At 69.7% G+C, this 18,045-nt stretch carries 15 protein-coding genes and 2 tRNA genes; 10 read left to right on the forward strand and 7 right to left on the reverse strand.

From position 1 onward, the window contains the following. Nucleotides 1-14 precede the first annotated feature (14 nt). The 3 genes from HP445_RS01275 (at nt 15) to HP445_RS01285 (ending at nt 4,591) form a co-directional block, all read left to right on the forward strand. Complete coding sequence (locus tag HP445_RS01275) at nt 15-3,035, forward strand: alpha-mannosidase (protein WP_128781291.1); 3,021 nt, start codon at nt 15-17, stop codon at nt 3,033-3,035. A 56-nt stretch (nt 3,036-3,091) separates the two neighbouring features. Then, complete coding sequence (locus HP445_RS01280) at nt 3,092-4,069, forward strand: endo-beta-N-acetylglucosaminidase H (RefSeq protein ID WP_128781292.1); 978 nt, start codon at nt 3,092-3,094, stop codon at nt 4,067-4,069. 231 nt (nt 4,070-4,300) lie between these two features. Then, nucleotides 4,301-4,591: a DUF1905 domain-containing protein gene (locus tag HP445_RS01285; protein ID WP_128781293.1), complete on the forward strand. Its 291-nt coding sequence runs from the start codon at nt 4,301-4,303 to the stop codon at nt 4,589-4,591. A 23-nt stretch (nt 4,592-4,614) separates the two neighbouring features. Here HP445_RS01285 and HP445_RS01290 read toward each other — a convergent pair. Beyond that, nucleotides 4,615-4,688, reverse strand: a tRNA-Gly gene (locus HP445_RS01290). A gap of 54 nt (nt 4,689-4,742) precedes the next feature. On the opposite strand from HP445_RS01290, the gene HP445_RS01295 reads away from it, so the two are divergent. The 5 genes from HP445_RS01295 to HP445_RS01315 all read left to right on the forward strand — a co-directional run bounded on the left by HP445_RS01295 (nt 4,743) and on the right by HP445_RS01315 (nt 8,033). After that, nucleotides 4,743-5,018 carry a hypothetical protein gene (locus tag HP445_RS01295; RefSeq protein ID WP_128781294.1) on the forward strand — a complete coding sequence of 92 codons (276 nt, stop codon included), beginning with the start codon at nt 4,743-4,745 and terminating at the stop codon, nt 5,016-5,018. Nucleotides 5,019-5,112: 94 nt separating this feature from the next. Further along, nucleotides 5,113-5,189: transfer RNA gene (locus HP445_RS01300), tRNA-Pro, on the forward strand. A gap of 53 nt (nt 5,190-5,242) precedes the next feature. Further along, entirely contained in the window at nt 5,243-6,550 is a 1,308-nt protein-coding gene (gene tig, locus HP445_RS01305; protein ID WP_027464695.1) for a trigger factor, read from the forward strand. A gap of 167 nt (nt 6,551-6,717) precedes the next feature. Continuing rightward, a complete protein-coding gene (locus HP445_RS01310; RefSeq protein WP_071405541.1) occupies nt 6,718-7,347 on the forward strand; it encodes an ATP-dependent Clp protease proteolytic subunit in 630 nt (209 codons plus the stop codon). Between the two features lie 26 nt (nt 7,348-7,373). Continuing rightward, on the forward strand, nt 7,374-8,033 hold the full coding sequence (locus tag HP445_RS01315; RefSeq protein ID WP_027464696.1) for an ATP-dependent Clp protease proteolytic subunit: 660 nt from the start codon (nt 7,374-7,376) through the stop codon (nt 8,031-8,033). Nucleotides 8,034-8,096: 63 nt separating this feature from the next. Here HP445_RS01315 and HP445_RS01320 read toward each other — a convergent pair whose 3' ends face one another. Together HP445_RS01320 and HP445_RS01325 are read right to left on the reverse strand one after the other, a co-directional pair. Next, entirely contained in the window at nt 8,097-8,705 is a 609-nt protein-coding gene (locus HP445_RS01320; protein ID WP_164941239.1) for a copper resistance CopC family protein, read from the reverse strand. Nucleotides 8,706-8,755: 50 nt separating this feature from the next. After that, the gene (locus HP445_RS01325) at nt 8,756-9,484 is read right to left on the reverse strand and encodes a YcnI family copper-binding membrane protein (protein ID WP_164941240.1); all 729 of its coding nucleotides are present in this window, start codon (nt 9,482-9,484) and stop codon (nt 8,756-8,758) included. 236 nt (nt 9,485-9,720) lie between these two features. Here HP445_RS01325 and clpX point away from each other — a divergent pair, with 236 nt between their 5' ends. After that, a complete protein-coding gene (gene clpX, locus HP445_RS01330; RefSeq protein WP_017886000.1) occupies nt 9,721-11,001 on the forward strand; it encodes an ATP-dependent Clp protease ATP-binding subunit ClpX in 1,281 nt (426 codons plus the stop codon). A gap of 114 nt (nt 11,002-11,115) precedes the next feature. Here the strand turns inward: clpX and HP445_RS01335 are convergent, their stop codons facing one another. Next, complete coding sequence (locus HP445_RS01335; RefSeq protein ID WP_128781297.1) at nt 11,116-13,140, reverse strand: M3 family metallopeptidase; 2,025 nt, start codon at nt 13,138-13,140, stop codon at nt 11,116-11,118. Nucleotides 13,141-13,427: 287 nt separating this feature from the next. Then, nucleotides 13,428-14,009: a TetR/AcrR family transcriptional regulator gene (locus tag HP445_RS01340; RefSeq protein WP_128781298.1), complete on the reverse strand. Its 582-nt coding sequence runs from the start codon at nt 14,007-14,009 to the stop codon at nt 13,428-13,430. A 122-nt stretch (nt 14,010-14,131) separates the two neighbouring features. Here HP445_RS01340 and HP445_RS01345 point away from each other — a divergent pair, with 122 nt between their 5' ends. Further along, entirely contained in the window at nt 14,132-14,971 is an 840-nt protein-coding gene (locus HP445_RS01345; RefSeq protein WP_071405546.1) for an alpha/beta fold hydrolase, read from the forward strand. A 142-nt stretch (nt 14,972-15,113) separates the two neighbouring features. On the opposite strand, the gene HP445_RS01350 is transcribed toward HP445_RS01345, so the two are convergent. Both HP445_RS01350 and valS read right to left on the reverse strand, forming a co-directional pair. Then, on the reverse strand, nt 15,114-15,365 hold the full coding sequence (locus HP445_RS01350) for a hypothetical protein (RefSeq protein WP_027464702.1): 252 nt from the start codon (nt 15,363-15,365) through the stop codon (nt 15,114-15,116). Nucleotides 15,366-15,430: 65 nt separating this feature from the next. Beyond that, nucleotides 15,431-18,025 carry a valine--tRNA ligase gene (gene valS, locus HP445_RS01355; RefSeq protein WP_164941241.1) on the reverse strand — a complete coding sequence of 865 codons (2,595 nt, stop codon included), beginning with the start codon at nt 18,023-18,025 and terminating at the stop codon, nt 15,431-15,433. Nucleotides 18,026-18,045: the final 20 nt, after the last annotated feature.

The following is an 18,045-nucleotide window of genomic DNA, read 5'->3' on the forward strand; positions in this document are numbered from 1 at the left end:
CCCCGGAAGGCCCCATGCACGACGACATCCCCCTCACCACCGGACGCGCCCGACGGGTGCTCGACGAGCGGATCACCCCCGCGGTGCACGCGACCACGACGGCTCTGGAGGCCGCCTGGCACGAGCTGCCGGGGGAGCCGGTCCCGCCGACCGAGGGGCTCGCGCTCACGTTCGAGCCCTACGAGGTCGGCACCCCGTGGGGCGCGGCCTGGGGCACGACGTGGTTCCGGCTGACCGGGACCGTGCCGACCGAGTGGGCCGGACGCCGGGTGGAGGCCGTGATCGACCTCGGCTTCGACAAGAACATGCCCGGGTTCCAGTGCGAGGGACTCGTCTACCTGGCCGACCGTACCCCCGTGAAGTCGATCAACCCGCGCAACCAGTGGGTCCTGGTCACCGAACGGGCCGAGGGCGGCGAGACCGTCGAACTGTTCGTCGAGGCCGCGTCGAACCCCGTCCTGCTCGACTACCACCCCTTCCTGCCGACGCAGGAGGGCGACGTGCAGACCTCGTCCTCGAAGCGCCTGTACGCCACCCGCCGGATGGAGCTCGCCGTCTTCGAGTCCGAGGTGCACGAACTCGCCCTCGACATCGACGTCCTGCTCGAACTGCAGGCCGAGCTGCCCGCCGGACCCCGACGCATGCGGATCCTGCAGGCCCTCGACGACGCCCTCGACGCGCTCGACCTGCAGCACATCCCGGAGACCTCCGGGGACGCCCGTGCGGCGCTCGCCGAGGTGCTGGCCGCTCCCGCCGAGGCCTCCGCGCACACGATCTCGGCCGTCGGGCACGCCCACATCGACTCCGCCTGGCTCTGGCCCGTGCGCGAGACCATCCGCAAGGTCGCCCGCACCACGTCGACCATGACCGAGCTCATCGACCAGACCGACGACTTCCTGTACGGCATGTCGAGCGCGCAGCAGTACGCGTGGATCAAGGAGCACCGCCCCGAGGTCTACGCCCGCGTCAAGGCCGCGGTGGAGGCCGGCCGGTTCCTGCCGATCGGCGGCATGTGGGTCGAGTCCGACACCGTGATGCCGACCGGCGAGAGCATCGTCCGGCAGTTCTCGCAGGGCCAGCGGTTCTTCGAGCGCGAGTTCGGCATCCGACCCAAGGGCGTCTGGCTGCCGGACAGCTTCGGGTACTCGCCGGCGCTGCCGCAGCTCATGCGCCGCGCGGGCTTCGAGTGGTTCTTCACGCAGAAGATCTCGTGGAACCAGGTGAACAAGTTCCCGCACCACACGTTCCTGTGGGAGGGCATCGACGGGTCGCGGGTGTTCTCGCACTTCCCGTCGATGGACACCTACAACTCGCGGTTGTCCGGCAGCGAGGTCGCGAAGGCCTCCCGCCAGTTCCGCGAGAACCGGCTCGCCAGCGGCTCGATCGCCCCGGTCGGCTGGGGCGACGGCGGCGGTGGCACCACCCGCGAGATGACCGGCACCGCCGCGCGGTTGGCCGACCTCGAGGGGAGCGCGAAGGTCCGCTGGGAGCACCCGGACACGTTCTTCGACCGGGCGAAGTCCGAGCTGACCGATCCGCCCGTGTGGGTGGGGGAGCTGTACCTCGAGCTGCACCGGGCCACGCTCACGTCGCAGCACGGCACGAAGCAGGGCAACCGCCGGTGCGAGCAGCTGCTCATCGAGGCCGAGCTCTGGGCCGCGACCGCCGCCGCCCGGACCGACTTCGCCTACCCGTACGACGAGCTCGACGCCCTGTGGCAGCAGGTCCTGCTCCAGCAGTTCCACGACATCCTGCCGGGCACCTCGATCGCGTGGGTGCACCGCGAAGCGGTCGAGCGGTACGCCGAGACGGCCGCGGCGCTGACCACGATCATCGACCGGGCGCTCTCGGCGCTCGCCGGTACCGGGGACACGGCCGTCGTCGTGAACCCGGCCCCGTTCCTCCAGGCCGGTGCACCCGCCCAGGGCGCCGTCGTGGCGACCGACGTGGCGGCGGCGACCGCCGTGTCCCTGACCGAGCAGGACTGCGGGTACGTGCTGGCGAACGACCTGGTGCGGGTCGTCGTCGACGCGCAGGGGCTCGTGACGAGCGCCGTGGACCTGGCGAGCGGGCGCGAGGCGATCGCGGCCGGCCAGGCGGCGAACCTGCTGCAGCTGCACCAGGACTTCCCGAACATGTGGGACGCGTGGGACGTCGACCGGTACTACCGCAACCGCGTCGAGGACCTCGTGTCGACCACCGGGCTGACCGCGTCGGTCGACCAGTCCGGGGTCGCACGGGTCGTCGTGTCCCGGGCGTTCGGCGACTCGACGGTGACGCAGGAGATCGTCCTGGCACCGGCGTCCCGCACCCTGGAGTTCGACCAGGTGACCGACTGGCACGAGACCGAGAAGTTCCTCAAGGTGGCCTTCCCGCTCGACGTCCGTGCCGAGCACACCGTCGCCGAGACGCAGTTCGGCGCGCAGAAGCGGGTGACCCACACCAACACCTCGTGGGAGGCCGCGAAGTTCGAGACCTCGATGCACCGCTACGTGCTGGTGTCGGAACCGGGCTTCGGCGTCGCCCTCGTGAACGACTCGATCCACGGCTTCGACACCACGCGCGACGCCGTTGACGGGCACGTCACCACCACCGTGCGGCTGTCGCTGCTGCGGGCACCGCGGTTCCCGGACCCCGAGACCGACCAGGGCGTGCAGACGCACCGGTACGGCATCGTCATCGGCACCGACCAGCTCGGAGCCACGTCGGCCGGCGTGCGGATGAACGCGGGCGCGCGGACCATCACGGGCGCGCACGGCTTCGAGCCGCTGGTGCAGGTCTCCGGCGACGTCGTGCTGTCGAGCGTCAAGCTCGCCGACGACCGGTCGGGTGACCTGGTCGTGCGCGTCTACGAGCCGTCCGGGCAGCGGGGGACCGGGGGCATCGCGGTCTCGGCCGACGAGGCGACCTTCGGCGCTGCCGTCGAGGTGACCCTCCTCGAAGAACCGCTCGGGGACGCGTCGTCCGACGCCGATGCGTCCTCGTTCGCCGTCGACGCCTACGAGGTCCGCACCTTCCGGTTCCCGCGCAACTGACCGACCAACTGACCGACTGACCGACCAACCGCCCGTCCCATCCAAGGAGGAACCACATGAAGCAGTCCACGAAGTTCAGCATCGCGACCGCACTGGTCGCCATGCTCGCGGCACCACTGGTGCCCGCCGCAGCATCCGCGGCGCCCTCCTCGTCCGGATCCAGCCACGGGCACGGACACGGTTCGTCCCACGGCGGTGGGCACGGCCACGGTCATGGTCACGGGCACCACGCTGCGCCCACCAAGTCGGGGCCGACGAGCATCGCGTACGTCGAGGTGAACAACGACGAGCTCGCCAACGTCGGGCGGTACACGCTGGAGAACGGCGCGAACGCGTTCGACGTGGCGATCATCTTCGCCGCGAACATCAACTACGAGGACGGCAAGGCGGTCCTGTACAACAACGAGAACGTGCAGCGGACCCTCGACCAGGCCGCCACGCAGATCCGCCCGCTGCAAGCCAAGGGCATCAAGGTGACACTCTCGGTGCTCGGCAACCACCAGGGCGCCGGCCTGGCGAACTTCCCGACGAAGGCCGCGGCGCGGGACTTCGCGGCGCAGGTCTCCGCGACGGTGAAGAAGTACGGACTCGACGGCGTCGACCTGGACGACGAGTACTCCGACTACGGCGTGAACGGCACCCCGCAGCCGAACCAGCAGTCGATCGGCTGGCTCATCAGCGCCCTGCGTGCGGACATGCCGGGCAAGATCATCTCGTTCTACGACATCGGCCCGTCCTCCGACGCCCTGAAGACCGCGAGCCCGTCGATCGGCGGGAAGCTCGACTACGCCTGGAACCCGTACTACGGCACCTACACGGCGCCGACGATCCCGGGCCTGCCGAAGTCGAAGGTCTCCGCCGCCGCGGTCGACATCCAGAACACCCCGCAGGCGACGGCGGTGTCGCTCGCACAGCGCACGAAGGACGACGGCTACGGCGTCTTCATGACGTACAACCTGCCGGGAGGCGACGAGTCCTCCTACGTCTCCTCCTTCACGAAGGTGCTGTACGGACAGGCCGCGTCGTACCGGTGACGCTCGCGTCCTGACGGCGGCTCGCGCCCCGTGCTCCCCGGCTCCGGCCTGGAGGCACGGGGCGCGTCCGTCGTCCGGGTCCCGCTGGGCGGGGGGAGGGGGAGGCACCAGTTCTTTCTCGCCCGTGACGGTTCCGGTTCGCAGAACCCGGCGATCGTGAACCGGAACCGTCATCCGCCGAAGACGAATCCCGGCCCGGCGCGCTCGACGCCGCGGCCGTACGATCGCGGCATGGAGCTCGAGTTCCGCGGCGAGGTGATCGAGTGGCGCGGCCCGTCACCGTTCTTCTTCGCCGTCGTGCCGCCGGACGCCGCCGAGGTCATCGCCGACCTCGCGCCGGTGCTCACCTACGGGTGGGGTGTGATCCCGGCACGCGTGACGATCGGCGCGGTGACGTGGACGACGTCGCTGTTCCCGAAGGACGGCGGGTACCTCGTGCCGTTGCGTGCGGCGGAGCGGAAGCGTGCCCGGGTGGAACTCGGCGACTCCCCGGAGATCACCCTGGAGTTCGCCGACCCCTGACGCGCGTGCGCCGAGGGGTTCTGTGGAGGGGATGACGGGAATCGAACCCGCGTAGCCAGTTTGGAAGACTGGGGCTCTACCATTGAGCTACATCCCCGCGCCTGCGCACCAGGCGCAGCCAGACCATCGTAGCGGACGAACGAGCACCGACATGCCGACGCGCGTCATCCCGAAGCCGGACGACGGTGCCGAGCGCACGATCCGCTGGTCGCGGGTGGTCTCGTACGTGCTGGTGGTCCTCGCCGCCGCGGTGCTGTCCCTGCGTCCCGACCTGTTCGGTGACCCGCAGTCGCAACCCGCGCACGCACTGCTGCACGTCTGGCGGATCGTCGTCGGACTGTTGCTCGCGGTGGCTGCCCTCGGGGTCCAGGTGGCCGTCGGGATCCGGTGGCGGCGGGGTCTGCGACGCGCCGCGGAGGACGACTGAGCAACCCCCGGGAACAGCGCGCCGTCGGACCGCTAGACTCACCGGGGTCGCATGCGCCCCTCGGCGTGCGCGGCTGATCCCTGGCACGAAGCAACGGGGCGTAGCTCAGCTTGGTAGAGCGCCCGCTTTGGGAGCGGGAGGTCGCAGGTTCAAATCCTGTCGCCCCGACCAGGTCCTCCGAGCACCACCGACCACACGAACGTCAACCAACAGGAGAACATCCCTTGGCCACCAGCACCGTCGACAAGGTGAGCGACACCCGCGTCAAGCTCACCGTGAACGTGACGCCGGACGATCTCAAGCCGAGCATCGACCACGCCTACAAGCACATCGCCGAGCAGATCAACATCCCCGGCTTCCGCAAGGGCAAGGTCCCGCCGGCGATCGTCGACCAGCGCGTCGGCCGCGGCGAGGTCCTGAACCACGCCGTCGGTGACGCCATCGACAACTTCTACCGCCAGGCGGTCGAAGAGCAGGAGCTGCGCATCCTCGGCCGTGCCGAGGCCGACGTCGCCGAGCTGCCGAACGTCGCGGACTTCACCGGCGACCTCGTCCTCACCTTCGAGGTCGACGTCCGCCCCGAGTTCGACCTGCCGGACTACTCCTCGTACGAGCTCACCGTCGACGCCGTCGAGGTGTCGGACGACGAGATCGAAGAGGAACTGCAGAACCTCCGCACCCGCTTCGGCACGCTCGTGACGGTCGACCGTCCGGCGAAGACCGGCGACTTCGCGCAGATCGACCTCACCGCCAGCATCGGCGACGACGAGGTCGACTCGGCCACCGGCGTCTCCTACGAGATCGGCTCCGGCGACCTGCTCGAGGGCATCGACGAGGCGCTCGAGTCCCTGACCGCCGGTGAGTCGACGACCTTCGAGTCGAAGCTCGTCGGTGGCGACCGCGAGGGCGAGACCGCTCAGATCGCCGTCACCGTCACCGCCGTCAAGGAGCGCGAGCTCCCCGAGGCCGACGACGAGTTCGCCCAGATCGCCAGCCAGTTCGACACCATCGACGAGCTCAAGGCCGACCTGAAGGAGCAGATCGCGAAGTCCAAGACCTTCGGTCAGGGCGCCGCGGCTCGCGACAAGCTCGTCGAGAAGCTCACCGAGGACGTCAACATCCCGATCTCGGAGCAGCTCATCGCCGACGAGGTGCACCGTCACCTCGAGCAGGAGAACCGCCTCGAGGACGAGGAGCACCGCAAGGAGGTCTCCGAGTCCAGCGAGACCGCCTTCCGCTCGCAGATCCTCCTCGACGCGATCGCCGAGAAGGAAGAGATCCAGGTCTCGCAGGAGGAACTGACCCAGTACCTCATCCAGGCCGCCGCGCAGTACGGCATGGAGCCGGCCGAGTTCATCAAGGTCATCGACCAGAACGGCCAGATCCCCGGCATGGTCGGCGAGGTCGCCCGCTCGAAGGCGGTCGCGACCGTCCTGTCCAAGGTGACCGTCAAGGACACCAACGGCGACGCCGTCGACCTGTCCGCCTTCACGGCGGGCGTCGCGCAGGAGCCGGCAGGGGACGCCGAGTAACGATCTCGACGCCACCAGTACGACAGACGGGAGGCGCGGTGCCAGCTGGCACCGCGCCTCCCGTCCGTATTTCCGCACCACCGCATTGCTGTCGGCGAACAGACGAGAACTGGTGCGTTGCACCCGATAAGTTCGACAACAAGCGACAACTGAACGGGAGCTTTTCCATGGCCGAAGCAACACTGAACCCCAGTGTTTTTGACCGCCTTCTGAGAGACCGGATCGTGTGGCTCGGCTCCGAGGTCCGCGACGACAACTCGAACGAGATCGCAGCCAAGCTGCTGCTGCTCGCCGCCGAGGACCCTGAGAAGGACATCTACCTCTACATCAACTCGCCCGGTGGTTCGATCACCGCCGGCATGGCGATCTACGACACGATGCAGTTCGTCCCGAACGACATCGTCACCGTGGGCATCGGCCTCGCCGCGTCGATGGGACAGTTCCTGCTGTCCTCCGGCACGCCCGGCAAGCGCTACATCACGCCGAACGCGCGCGTGCTGCTCCACCAGCCGTCCGGTGGCTTCGGCGGCACCGCTGCCGACATCCAGACGCAGGCCAAGGTCATCCTCGACATGAAGCAGCGCATGGCGGAGCTCACGGCCGAGCAGACCGGCAAGTCGGTCGAGCAGGTCCTCAAGGACAACGACCGCGACAACTGGTTCACGGCGCAGGAAGCGCTCGAGTACGGCTTCGTCGACCACCTCCGCGCCTCGAGCGCCGAGGTCATCGGCGGTGGTGGCACCGTCGGCGACGGCGAGACGCCCACCAGCGCAGCCGAGCCCGACGCCCAGTCCTGATCACCACCGAAGAAAAGGAAACGAGAATGCATCTCCCCATGCTCGGTGGCGCGCAGAACGTCCCGGCTCCGTCCAATCGGTACATCCTGCCGAGCTTCGAAGAGCGCACCGCCTACGGCTACAAGCGCCAGGACCCGTACGCCAAGCTGTTCGAGGACCGCATCGTGTTCCTCGGCGTGCAGGTCGACGACGCGTCGGCTGACGACGTCATGGCCCAGCTGCTCGTGCTCGAGTCGATGGACCCCGACCGCGACATCGTGATGTACATCAACTCGCCCGGTGGCTCGTTCACCGCGATGACGGCGATCTACGACACGATGCAGTACATCCGTCCGCAGATCCAGACGGTCTGCCTCGGTCAGGCTGCCTCGGCAGCGTCGGTGCTGCTCGCCGGTGGCACCCCCGGCAAGCGCCTCGCGCTGCCGAACGCCCGTGTGCTGATCCACCAGCCCGCGACCCAGCAGGGTGGCGGTCAGGCGTCCGACATCGAGATCCAGGCGGCGGAGATCCTCCGCATGCGCACCTGGCTCGAGGAGACGCTGTCGAAGCACTCCAACAAGACGCCGGAGGAGATCAACCACGACATCGAGCGCGACAAGATCATGTCCGCGCAGGAAGCCGTGGAGTACGGCCTGATCGACCAGGTCCTCACCAGCCGCAAGAACCTGCCGGCGCTCGTCAAGTAGCACCAGCAGGAACGACGAAGGCCCCGCACCGAACGGTGCGGGGCCTTCGTCGTTGCGTTGCGGCTAGTCGTCGGAGTCGTCGGACTCCGGGGCCGGCCTGCGGCGCAGGAGCAGCAGCACCGCGACGACCACGCCGACCAGCACGACGCCACCGGCGCCGATCCAGATCGCGTCGGACGCCGCCGAGTCGCTCGACCCCGAGGCGGTGCCGGTGGTGGTGTCCGAACCAGCAGCGTCGTCACCGGCGGTGGCGCAGGTCGGGGGCTTCGCCGCACCCGAGGCCGGGGTGAAGCCCGACGGTGCCTTCCACGTGAAGGGGTACTCGTCGGACACGGTGTGCCCGTCGGCGGAGACGATCTGCCACTCGACGGTGTACTTGCCGGAGTCGCCGAGTGCGGCGGTCGTGGTCATCGACGGCCCCGCGACGTCGACGCAGCCGTCCTCGTAGTACCTGCCGTCGGGGCCGACGATGCGGAACGCGAAGCCCGACCCCGAGTCGCCGATGTCGAGCAGCTTGTCGTTCGTCGTGATGTCGAACGTCTTCGGCAGCTCGGTCAGGGTGCCGCCGACCTCCGGGTCGGACGAGATCAGGTAGTTGTGCGCGCTGGCCGGACCGGCGAGCCCGAGGACCGCGCCACCGGCGATCGCGACGGCCGCGGCGGACCCGGCCACGAGCCTCCAGGCAGAGGACCGAGGCCGGGACCGACGCGAGCCGCGCTGCGTCACTTGGCGGAGCTCCGACGACGCGTGCCGGCGACGGCGACGACCAGTGCGACGGCGCCGAGCACCAGGCCGCCGAGGCCGAGGAAGCGGCCGACCAGGTCGGGGTCGCTCGACGCGGTCGTGCCGGCGGCCTCGGCCGACGGGGTCGCGGCGATGGGGTCACCGTCGTCGTCCGTCGCCTCGGCGGCGGTCAGCGTGATCGAGGGGGCCGGGTGCTCGGGCTCGGCTTCGCCGGCCTGCTGCTCCTGGTTCCACTCGACGCTGCCCTTCTCGCAGGTCTGGATCGCGGGGAACTCGACCAGGTCACCGGCCTTGCCGTCCGGCAGCGAGAACGAGAGCGCGAAGGTGTCGCGCTCGTCGGCGGGCAGGGGGGTCTTCGCGGTGTACGTGACCCTGGTGACGCGCTCGGCGGCCGTCTCGGCGTGGTCTTCGTCGGATGCCGAGGCCGACGGGTCAGTGTAGGGCTCGGTCGCTTTCGTGATCGTCCAGTTCGGGTTCACGGTGGGCGTGACCTCGATGACGGACTCCGGCACCTGGAACTGGATCTTCGTCGTGGGGGAGCCGTCGCAGCCGTGCGGGACCGAGAAGGTCGCCGTGGTGTACGAGTTCGCTGCGGTCGACGTGGCCGTGGCGGACACGTGTGCGCTGGCCGCCGTGGCGCTGCCGAGGACGATGACGGCTGCGACACCGAGGGTGACGGCGCCGCCGGCGGCGAGACGCTTCTGCATGGGGTTCCTTCCGGGGTGGTTCTGCACCTGCTGTTCTACAAGATGTAGAGAAGTCCGGATCACCGTAGCAGGCTCGCACGCCCTGGGCGAACGCGCGGGCGGATTCCGGAGGGGCATCACGGTCGGTGTCACCGGTTGCGGTTAGGCTCGTGTCCACGACGAGGTGCCCACCAGCAGCGGTGCACCAGCGGTGGTGCGACAGCGCGGCCGGCATGTCCAATCAGGGAGGCACGGGAATGGCACGCATCGGAGAGAGCGGCGATCTCCTCAAGTGCTCGTTCTGCGGCAAGAGCCAGAAGCAGGTCCAGCAGCTCATCGCCGGACCGGGCGTCTACATCTGCGACGAGTGCGTCGAGCTCTGCAACGAGATCATCGAGGAACGTCTGGCCGAAGCCGGCGAGGACACCTCGAGCGGGGACTTCGAACTGCCCAAGCCGCGGGAGATCTTCGACTTCCTGCAGGAGTACGTCATCGGGCAGGACCCGGCGAAGCGCGCCCTCGCCGTGGCCGTCTACAACCACTACAAGCGCATCCGCGCGCAGGGCCAGATCACCGCCGCCGAAGACCGCGACGACATCGAGATCGCCAAGTCGAACATCCTGCTCATCGGCCCGACCGGCTGCGGCAAGACGTACCTGGCGCAGACCCTGGCCAAGCGCCTCAACGTGCCGTTCGCCGTCGCGGACGCCACTGCCCTGACCGAGGCCGGCTACGTCGGCGAGGACGTCGAGAACATCCTCCTCAAGCTCATCCAGGCCGCCGACTACGACGTGAAGCGTGCCGAGACCGGCATCATCTACATCGACGAGGTCGACAAGATCGCCCGCAAGGCCGAGAACCCGTCGATCACCCGCGACGTCTCCGGTGAAGGCGTGCAGCAGGCGCTGCTCAAGATCCTCGAGGGCACGGTCGCCTCGGTCCCGCCGCAGGGCGGCCGCAAGCACCCGCACCAGGAGTTCATCCAGATCGACACGACGAACGTGCTGTTCATCGTTGCTGGTGCGTTCGCCGGGCTCGAGGACATCGTGTCCTCGCGCGTCGGCAAGCGCGGGATCGGCTTCGGGGCGCCCCTGCACAGCGCGACGGATCACCAGGACCTGTACTCCGAGGTGCTGCCGGAAGACCTGCACAAGTTCGGTCTGATCCCCGAGTTCATCGGTCGTCTGCCCGTCGTCACCACGGTGTCGCAGCTCGACCAGGCGGCGCTCATGCAGATCCTGACCGAGCCGAAGAACGCGCTGGTCAAGCAGTACCAGCGGATGTTCCAGATCGACGGCGTCGAGCTCGAGTTCGACCAGGGTGCGCTCGAGGCCATCGCGGACCTCGCGGTGCTGCGCCAGACGGGTGCCCGCGGGCTCCGGGCGATCCTCGAAGAGGTCCTCGGCCCGGTGATGTTCGACGTCCCGTCCGACGACGACGTCGCCCGAGTGGTGATCACTCGCGAGTCCGTGCTCGAGAACGCGGCGCCGACGATCGTGCCGCGTCCCCGGGCCAAGCGCGTCGAGAAGTCGGCGTAGCCCTCCGGAACCAGCGAACGGACACAGCACCACGGGATTCCGTGGTGCTGTGTCCGTTTCGTGGTGCGGTGCGCCAGCGCGCGGTGCGGTGCGCGGCGGCGCGCGCCGGCGCGCCTACTCGAGCCCGCGGCGCCGCAGCAGCGGGCCGACCTCGGCGTCGCGGCCGCGGAAGTCCCGGTACGCCTCGAGCGGGTCCTTCGCCCCGCCGACCCCGAGCAGACGCTCGGCGAACCGCTTGCCGGCCGCTCGGTCCAACCCGCCGTTGTCGCGGAACCACTCCACCGTGTCGGCGTCGAGCACCTCGGACCAGATGTACCCGTAGTACCCGGCGTCGTACCCGCCCGAGAACGTGTGTGCGAAGTACGTCGACGAGTAGCGCGGCGGCACGGCCTCGACCGCGATGCCGGCGGCGGCCAGGGCGTCCCGCTCGAAGTCCTCGACGGACGTCACCGCCGCGGCGTCGGCTGCCGACAGCCGGTGCCACGCCTGGTCGAGCAGCGCTGCGGCGAGGTACTCGGTCGTGCCGAAGCCCTCGTTGAACCCCTCGGACTCGCTGAGCCCCAGGACGAGTTCGGGCGGCAGGGGTGCTCCGGTCTCGTGGTGCTTCGCGTAGTTCGCCAGCACGGACGGCCACGACAGCCACATCTCGTTCACCTGGCTCGGGAACTCGACGAAGTCCCGCTCGACGTTCGTGCCGGAGAACCGCGGGTAGGTGGTGCGGGCGATGAGGCCGTGCAGGGCGTGGCCGAACTCGTGGAAGAGCGTCTCGACCTCGTCCTGGATGAGCAGGGTGGGGGAGCCGGCGGACGGCTTCGCGACGTTGAGGTTGTTGACCACGACGGGCAGGGTGCCGAGCAGCTCGGACTGCTCGACGACCGGGTTCATCCACGCGCCGCCGCGCTTGCCGTCGCGCGTGTAGAGGTCGAGCAGGTACAGCCCCACGGGCTCGCCGTCGTCGCCGGTGACCTCGAAGACCCGGACCTCGTCGTTGTAGCCGTGCAGGTCCGGGCGTTCGGTGAAGCTCAAGCCGTACAGGACACCGGCGGCGTGGAAGACCCCGTCGTGCAGGACCCGGTCGGCCTCGAAGTACGGGCGGAGCGCGGTGCTGTCCGCGGCGAACTGCTCGCCACGCAGGATCTCGGTGGCGTACGCCCAGTCCCACGACTCGATGTCGAACCCGACCGTGCGCGATCGGACCGCACGTTCGTCGTCGGCGTTCCTTGCCGCGGCGCCGACGAGCGAGGACAGCAGCCCGTCGACGGCCTCGGGGGTCTTCGCGGTCTCGTCGGCGGTGACCACGGCGGCGTGGTTCGGGAACCCGAGCAGCTCGGCGCGCTCGGCCCGCAGCCGGACGATGCGCAGCAGCACCTCGCGGTTGTCGTACTGGTTGCCGCGACGACCGCGGGCGAGCGAGGCGCGCATGATCCGCTCGCGCAGGTCGCGGTTCGCCAGCGAGGACAGCCACGGGTGTCCGGTGTAGAGCGGCAGCGTGACGAGCCAGCCGTCCAGGCCCCGGTCGGCGGCAGCGGCGGCCGCGGCGGACTTCGCCCCGTCGTCGAGCCCCTCGAGCTCGTCCTCACTCGTCACGTGCACGGCGGAGTCGTTGGTGTCCTCGAGCAGGTTCCGCTCGAAGGTCGTCGTGAGGGTCGAGAGCTCCTGGTTGATCGCGGTCAGACGCTCCTTGCCCGCGTCGTCGAGGCCCGCGCCCGCCAGGGTCATCTCGGCGTGGGTCCGCTCGACCAGGCGCAGCGCCTCACCGGTCAGCCCGGCGGCCTCGGCGCCGTCGAGCACCTCCTGCACGCGGGCGTACAGGCGGGAGTCGAGCGTGATCGCGTCACGGTGGGCGGCGAGGAGCGGGGAGACCTCGGCTTCGAGGTCGTGCAGCTCCGGGGTCGAGTCGGCCGACGACAGCGTGAAGAACACGTGGCTGACGCGGGTCAGCAGCTGCCCGGATCGCTCGAGTGCGACCAGGGTGTTCTCGACCGTCGGGGCGTGCGGGTCGGTGGCGATGGCCTCGACCTCGGCGCGCTGCTCGGCCATGCCGGCCTCGAACGCCGGTCGGTAGTGCTCGAGTCGCACGTCGCCGAAGGGCGGCAGGGCGTAGGGGAGGGTGCTCGGGACGTCGAACGGGGTTGCCATCTGCCCACCCTATGCACGGGTGCTGGAGTCCGTTCCTTCCCATGGCACCCGGACTGGGAAGCGGAATCGGGCATACCTGGTCGAAAGAACCGACCAGGTACGCCCGGAACGACCAGGTACGCCCGGAACGGCCCGGCAGGCGTCCCCGCGCCCGGCGCGACCAGCGGACGGACGGGAGGCCCGTGGCGGCGCCGCCACGCTCCTCCCCCCACCGGCACGGCCGTCGCGCCGCTGGCGCGTCGCACTGGAACCGGCGGCGTGGGCCCAGTCCGCATCGCGGTCGCGTGTCAGCGCATCGCGGCGTCGATCAGGGTCACCGCGGCACGACGCGCGTGCGCGGCCGGCGCCGTGGTGCCGGCGATGGCCGCGGTGGTCTGCGCGCCCTCGGCGAGCAGTGCGAGCTGCGCGGCGAGTTCCTCGGCGTGCTCGGGGTCGGCGACGACCTCGGTGGTGAGCCGCTGCACGAACTGCTGGAACGAGTCCTTGTGCTCGCGCGCGATCTCGGCGACGGCGGGCGAGGTCGCGCCGAGCTCGCCGAAGGCGTTGATGAACCCGCAGCCGCGGAACGTGTCGTCGCCGAACCACGACTCCAGGAAGTCGTAGACCGCCAGGAGCTTGTCGCGCGGGCTGGCCGCAGCCTCGACCGCGCCGTGCACGCCCTGCTCCCACATGTCGTGGCGGCCGGCGAGCACCGCGGCGATGAGCTGCTCCTTGCCGGGGAACGCCGCGTACAGCTTCTTGAGGGAGACCCCGGCGCCCGTGCGGATCTCGTCCATCCCCACGGACTGGATCCCGCGCGTGTAGAACAGCTGGTCCGCGACCTCGACGATGTGTGCTCGGACGTCCGGCTCGACGGTGCTGGTGGCCATGTGTGTACCCCGTTCCCTGAGTGTTCACCGCTCTCGAGTTGCGCTGGGAACGGGCGTTCTCTACTGTAGTCCACATCGGCGGAGAACGATCGTTCTCCGGGATACTCAGGGAAGGAACGATCATGGGTGCCATCACCGTCGGAACCGAGAACAGCGTCGACATCGAACTCCACTACGAGGACAAGGGCCAGGGGCAGCCGATCGTGCTGATCCACGGCTTCCCCCTCGACGGCAACTCGTGGGAGGGGCAGGTCCCGATGCTCCTCGAGGCCGGCTACCGCGTCATCACGTACGACCGCCGCGGCTTCGGCCAGTCCTCGCAGCCGTCCACCGGCTACGACTACGACACCTTCGCCGACGACCTGCACACGGTCCTGACGACCCTCGACCTGCGCGACGTGATCCTCGTCGGCTTCTCGATGGGCACCGGCGAGATCGCCCGCTACATCGGCCGCCACGGTGAGGACCGGATCGCGAAGGTCGCGTTCCTCGCCTCGCTCGAGCCGTTCCTCGCCATCACCGACGACAACCCCGACGGCGCCGGCCCGATGTCGTTCTTCGAGGGCATCGCCGCCGACGTGGCGAAGGACCGTTACGCGTACTTCACGAACTTCTACCAGGACTTTTTCAACCTGTCGGAGAACCTCGGCACCCGCATCTCCGAGGAGCAGGTCCGCAACGCCTGGAACGTCGCGGCAGGCTCCGGCTCGATCGCGTCCGCCGCAGCACCCCTGACCTGGCCGACCGACTTCCGTCAGGACATCCCGAAGGTCACCGTCCCCGCCCTGATCGTGCACGGCACGTCGGACAACATCCTCCCGATCGACGCCACCGGCCGACGCTTCACCCAGGCGCTGCCCGCGGCGAAGTACGTCGAGATCGAGGGCGCCCCGCACGGCCTGCTCACCACGCACACCGCCGAGGTGAACGAGGTCCTGCGCACCTGGCTCGCCGAGTCCTGATCCCTCGGCGATCACGCGGGCGCTCCCCGGCGGGGTGCCCGCATCGTGAGCACGAATGGTCGGGTTCCCACCGGGGACCCGACCATTTCTGCACTCCAAGCGCCGCGCAGCGAGCAGCGCGCGCCGCGCAGCGCGCCGCGCGCTAGTCCTCTTCGCCCGCGTCGTCGGGGTTCGTCACCTGGGCGTGCCCGAGCGCGTCGAGGTGGATCGAGGTGCCGTCGTCGAGCTCGACGATCGGCTTGCCCTCGAGGAACGTCAGGGTCCAGCCCCACGTCGCCGTGTCGACGGACTCCGCCGCCAGCTCGTCCTCGACCCCGCGCACGGCGACGACCATCGTCTCGGGTAGTCGCGCAGGCGGCTCCCCACCCACGTTCCAGCGTGTGCCCAACTGCATCCGTGCCTCCAGTCCGGTGGTTGACGGGCCGGGTCACCAAGGCGACCCGGCCCGGACAGGCGACGTTACGCCTGCTGCTCCGCGAGCTCGATCTCGGTGACGGCGAGCTCGTCGCCGTCGACGAACGACAGGTTCTCGATGCGGCCGACGGCCGCCAGGTCGACCGCCGCGCGCTCGATGAGCACCCGCGTCTCGGCGGGTGCCGCGACGACCGCACGCGTCACAGGCGTCTTCTGCGAGGCCTTCGCCGCCGTCTTCGCGCCGCGGATCCCGATGAGCGCCTGTCCGACGGCCGCGAGCAGCCCGGTGGGGGCCGCGTCGGTCGGCAGGTCGGCCGCGGTCGGCCAGGAGGCCCGGTGCACGCTGGTGTCGTGGGTCCAGGCCCACACCTCCTCCGTCGCGTACGGGAGGAACGGTGCCAGCAGGCGGAGCAGCACGTCGATCGCGCCGCGCAGCGCCAGGACCGCGCTCGCCTGCGTCTCGTGCGTCGCGTCGGACGCGGTGCCGTAGGCACGCTCCTTCACGAGCTCGAGGTAGTCGTCGCAGAACGTCCAGAAGAAGCGCTCGGTGATCTCGAGGGCACGCGCGTGGTCGAACCCGTCGAACGCCGCGGTGGCCTGCTCGACGACGGCACCGAGCTCGGCGAGCATGTCGACGTCGAGCGCCTCGGTGACGCTCGTGGCGCCCTCGGGCAGCGGGAAGCCGTAGACGAACTTCGCCGCGTTGAGCACCTTGATCGCCAGACGACGGCCGACCTTGATCTGCTTCGGGTTCTGCGGGTCGAAGGCTGCGTCCGTGCCGAGCTTGGAGGAGGCCGCCCAGTAGCGGACCGCGTCGGCGCCGTGCTGCTCGAGGATGGACAGCGGCGTGACGACGTTGCCCTTCGACTTCGACATCTTCTTGCGGTCGGGGTCCACGATGAAGCCGGAGATGGAGGCGTGCTTCCACGGCACCACGTCGGCCTCGAGCTGGCTGCGGAGCACGGTCGTGAACAGCCAGGTGCGGATGATGTCCTGCGCCTGCGGGCGGACGTCGTACGGGTACACCAGGTCGTAGAGCGCCGGGTCGGTCTCCCACTTGCCCGCGAGCTGCGGGGTGAGCGACGAGGTGGCCCAGGTGTCCATGACGTCGAGTTCGCCCTGGAACCCGCCAGCCACGCCGCGCTGGTCCTCGGTGAAGCCGGGGGCGGGCTCGGAGGCCGGGTCGACGGGCAGCTGCGCCTCGGTCGGGACGATCGGCTGGTCGAACACCGGGTTGCCGTCGGCGTCGAGCGGGTACCAGACGGGCAGCGGCACGCCGAAGAAGCGCTGGCGCGAGATGAGCCAGTCGCCGGACAGGCCACCGACCCAGTTGTCGTAGCGCACCCGCATGAAGTCCGGGTGGAACGCGATCTCCTCGCCGCGCTGGCGGAGCGTGCTCTTCAGCTGCTCGTCGCGCGCACCGTTGACGATGTACCACTGGCGGGTCGACACGATCTCGAGGGGCTTGTCGCCCTTCTCGAAGAACTTCACCGGGTGCTGGATGGTCTTGACGTCACCGGTCAGCTCGCCGGACTCCGTCAGCGCGTCGACGACGACCTTCTTGGCCGAGAACACGGTCTTGCCGGCCATCTCGGCGTAGAGCTCCCGGCCCGTCGCGGACTCGATCCAGGCGGGCTCGTCCGAACGCACGCGGCCGTCGAAGCCGATGATCGCGCGGTTCGGCAGCTGCAGCTCGCGCCACCACACGACGTCGGTGGTGTCACCGAAGGTGCAGACCATCGCGATGCCGGCACCCTTGTCCTTCTGCGCCAGGTGGTGTGCGAGCACCGGGACCTCGACGTCGAACAGGGGGGAGCGGACCGTGGTGCCGAAGAGGTCCTGGAACCGCTCGTCGTCCGGGTGCGCGACCAGGGCGACGCAGGCCGGCAGGAGCTCGGGGCGGGTGGTCTGGATGACGACGTCGTCGCCGCCGTCGGTGCGGTGGAAGGCGATGCCGTGGTACGCGCCGGGCATCTCCTTGTCCTCGAGCTCGGCCTGCGCGACCGCGGTGCGGAACGTGACGTCCCACAGGGTCGGGGCGTCGGCCTGGTAGGCCTCGCCGCGCTCGAGGTTGCGCAGGAACGCGCGCTGGGCGCTGGCCCGCGAGGTGTCGTCGATGGTGCGGTACGACTGGGTCCAGTCGACCGACAGCCCGAGCGTGCGGAAGAGCTCCTCGAACTGCTGCTCGTCCTGCACGGTCAGGCGCTCGCACAGCTCGATGAAGTTGCGGCGCGACACGGGCAGCTGGTCGGCGGCCTTCGAGGACTTGCCGTCCCCGCCCTCGAACGGCGGCGTGAACTCGGGGTCGTACGGCAGCGTCGGGTCGCAGCGGACGCCGTAGTAGTTCTGCACACGGCGCTCGGTGGGCAGACCGTTGTCGTCCCAGCCCATCGGGTAGAAGACGTGCTTGCCGCGCATGCGCTCGAACCGGGCCTTGAGGTCGGTGTGCGTGTACGAGAACACGTGCCCGATGTGCAGCGAGCCGGAGGCGGTGGGCGGCGGGGTGTCGATCGACCAGACGGCGTCGCGGTGACCGGCGGCGTCGCGGTCGAAGCGGTAGGTGCCGTCCTGCTCCCAGACCGGCCCCCAGACCTGCTCCAGTCCGTCGACGCTGGGCTTCTCGGGCATGGGCTTGGTCATGGGTGTGCCTTCCGTACGTG

It is taken from the genome of Curtobacterium flaccumfaciens (assembly GCF_013359815.1).
Classification (GTDB): domain Bacteria; phylum Actinomycetota; class Actinomycetes; order Actinomycetales; family Microbacteriaceae; genus Curtobacterium; species Curtobacterium flaccumfaciens.